Here is a 2,956-nt window from a genome sequence, read left to right on the forward strand (position 1 = left end):
ACCCAGGACTGACGAGGCCCCCGCACCGGCCCCGCGCAACCCTGACGCGGCTCCTTCACCGGCCGCCCGCAACCCTGACGAGTCACCGGCACCGCGTGGCGCCTGTCCCGGCTGCGCCGCCTTCGCCTGCCGGCCACCAGCAGCCGACTGGGCCGGCGCGGCCCCGCTCTGAATGCAACGGACCCCGCGGAGCCCTGGCCGGGCGTGGAGCGAATGCCGCCGAGCCCTGGCCGGGCCTCGCGGCGGTGGCCGGTCCCCCTCGCGCCCCGGGAACACGGCCTCGAAGCCGGCGGCTGAGTGCGGGCGAGCGCCGTCCGCCTGACGGCGCCGCCGTGCACCGAGGCCGGGTCAGGGGGCGAGCATGTCCACGGTGAGGTTGGCCTCGGTGTTGGGGATGCCCAGGTCGGAGGCCCGCTTGTCGGCCATCGCCAGCAACCGCCGGATCCGCCCCGCGATGGCGTCCTTCGTCAGCGGCGGGTCGGCGATCTGCCCCAGCTCCTCCAAAGACGCCTGCTTGTGCTCGACACGCAGCCGCCCGGCCACCACGAGGTGCTCCGGCGCCTCGTCACCGAGGATCTCCAGCGCCCGCTGCACCCGCGCCCCGGCCGCCACCGCGGCCCGCGCCGAACGCCGCAGGTTGGCGTCGTCGAAGTTGGCCAGCCGGTTGGCGGTGGCCCGCACCTCGCGGCGCATGCGCCGCTCCTCCCAGGCCAGTACGCTGTCGTGCGCCCCGAGCCGGGTGAGCAGCGCGCTGATCGCGTCGCCGTCGCGTACCACGACGCGGTCGACGCCGCGCACCTCACGCGCCTTGGCGTGGATCTTCAGCCTCCGCGCGGACCCGACCAGCGCGAGCGCCGCCTCCGGCCCCGGGCAGGTGACCTCCAGCGACATGGACCTGCCCGGCTCGGTCAGCGACCCGTGCGCCAGGAACGCGCCGCGCCAGGCCGCCTCCGCGTCGCAGGCGCCCCCCGCCACGACCTGACGCGGCAGGCCGCGCACCGGGCGGCCGTGGTTGTCGATGAGACCCGTCTGCCTGGCCAGCGCCTCGCCGTCACGGTAGACGCGGACGACGTAGCGCGAGCCCTTGCGCAGGCCGGCGGGCGCGAGCACGAGCACCTCGGCCTTGTGCCCGAACACCTCACCGATGTCCTTGATCAGCCGCCGTGCCGTGGCGTTGGTGTCGAGTTCGGCCTCGATCACGATCCGCCCGCCCACCAGGTGCAGGCCGCTGGCGAACCGCAGCAGCGTAGAAACCTCCGCCTTGCGGCAGCACGGCTTGAGCACCGGCAGGCGGCTCAGTTCGTCTTTGACCACACCTGTCATCGCCATGCGTTAGTCCTCTCCCCCATTCAGACCGGCTCCCTTGAGTCTCTCGCACCTTCGCGCCACGCCGACCAGGATCAACGCTTCTGGAGGAAAATCTCGTCCAGGACGGAGGCAAGACGTCGTGGGTCATGCCTCGGGGAGCCGTCACCGGCGGCCACATCGGCCATGACGAGCCGGCCGCCGAGCGCGGCGACCGACTTCTCCAGAGCGCCCGGGTCGTCCACGATCCCGGTGTCGGCGAGCACCACGTCGATCGACAGGTCGGGAGCGTGCTGGCGGAGCACCTCCAGATGTTGCTGGGGGGAGAAATCGTCGGTCTCGCCCGGTTGCGGCGCCAGGTTGAGCGTGACCAGCCGCTTGGCCTTGGTCGCGTGCAGCGCCCTGGCCAGCTCAGGCACCTTGAGGTGCGGCAGCACACTGGTGAACCACGACCCCGGCCCGAACACCACCCAGTCCGCGTCCAGCACCGCCGCGACGGCCTCCGGACGCGCAGGCGGGTCCTCGGGCACGAGCGAGATCGCCTGCACCCGTCCCGGGGTCAGGGCGCACGCCACCTGCCCGCGGATGGTCGAGATCACGCCGTCGAGCTCCACCTCGGCCACGATGTCGAGCGGCACGGAGGCCATCGGCAGCACCCTGCCGTGCGCGCCGAGCAGCCGGCCGACCCAGTCGAGCCCGGCCACGGGGTCGCCGAGCAGCTCCCACAGCGCCACGATCAGCAGGTTGCCGACCGCGTGGCCGTGCAGCTCGCCCTCGCTGCGGAAGCGGTGCTGGACGACCTCGCTCCAGGTGCTGCCCCACTCGTCGTCGCCGCACAGCGCGGCCAGCGCCATGCGCAGGTCACCGGGGGGCAGCACGCCGAGCTCGCGGCGCAGCCGGCCGCTGGAGCCGCCGTCGTCGGCGACCGTCACGACCGCGGTCAGGCGGTCGGTGACCATCCGTAATGCCGACAGGGAGGCGTAGAGGCCATGCCCTCCGCCCAGTGCCACGACCCGGGGACCGAACCCGGCGTGTCCGGGTTCGGCACGGCGAATCGCCCGGGCCCCGACCTCTTCCCGCAAAACGCGCTCACCGCTCTCCCACACACCCGCTGCCAGGTCCCCCTGGGCGGGCGTCTCATTCATCTCGAGGACGTGCTCCCGCACGCCCTCCTGACCACTCCCCCGTACGGGGGAGCCGCCGTCTCCGGCCGGCCCCCAAGGGGATGCGCCACCATAACCGACCGGCCGAACTCCGTTACCCCCGCCGTCGGCTCGAGAACTTCCACCACGCCCACCAGCCCGAACGCCGGCCGGACGGCGATAGGCGCGAGGGCCGATCGAAGAAGCGCCGGCACCGCACCCGACCACGGCGGCCTCGTCACCACCGCGCGTCTCACCTGAGCGGTCCGTGCCGGATCGGCCACCGTGCTCAGCCCGGCGAACACCGTCCCCACGCCGATCCGGAAGGTCTGGGCCACCCCGCTCAGCCCGGCGGACGACGTCCCCACTGCGAACCGCGGGGTCTGCGTCGCCGCCTACGGCCGAGTGGCCGTACCGGGACGTACCGCCCCCCCATGCGGCAGGGCGAGAGTCACTCCGCCCGGCCGGACGGGGTCCGTCACCGTGGCCGGCCGGCAGGGGGGCTGGGG

At 73.7% G+C, this 2,956-nt stretch carries 2 protein-coding genes; both read right to left on the reverse strand.

The window, feature by feature from the left end; all coding sequences use genetic code 11:
* Window positions 1–348: 348 nt before the first annotated feature.
* Complete coding sequence (gene whiA / locus C1J01_RS47265; RefSeq protein ID WP_111185605.1) at window positions 349–1,329, reverse strand: DNA-binding protein WhiA; 981 nt, start codon at window positions 1,327–1,329, stop codon at window positions 349–351.
* A gap of 71 nt (window positions 1,330–1,400) precedes the next feature.
* Complete coding sequence (locus C1J01_RS47270) at window positions 1,401–2,450, reverse strand: gluconeogenesis factor YvcK family protein (RefSeq protein ID WP_438943197.1); 1,050 nt, start codon at window positions 2,448–2,450, stop codon at window positions 1,401–1,403.
* Window positions 2,451–2,956 lie beyond the last annotated feature (506 nt).

This window comes from Nonomuraea aridisoli, assembly GCF_003236395.1.
GTDB lineage: Bacteria > Actinomycetota > Actinomycetes > Streptosporangiales > Streptosporangiaceae > Nonomuraea > Nonomuraea aridisoli.

What these genes read in the sequence shown, in the direction of transcription:
- C1J01_RS47270 (WP_438943197.1), bottom strand. Translation starts at nt 2,450, where the DNA reads ATGAATGAGACGCCCGCCCAGGGGGACCTGGCAGCGGGTGTGTGGGAG.
- whiA (WP_111185605.1), bottom strand. Translation starts at nt 1,329, where the DNA reads ATGGCGATGACAGGTGTGGTCAAAGACGAACTGAGCCGCCTGCCGGTG.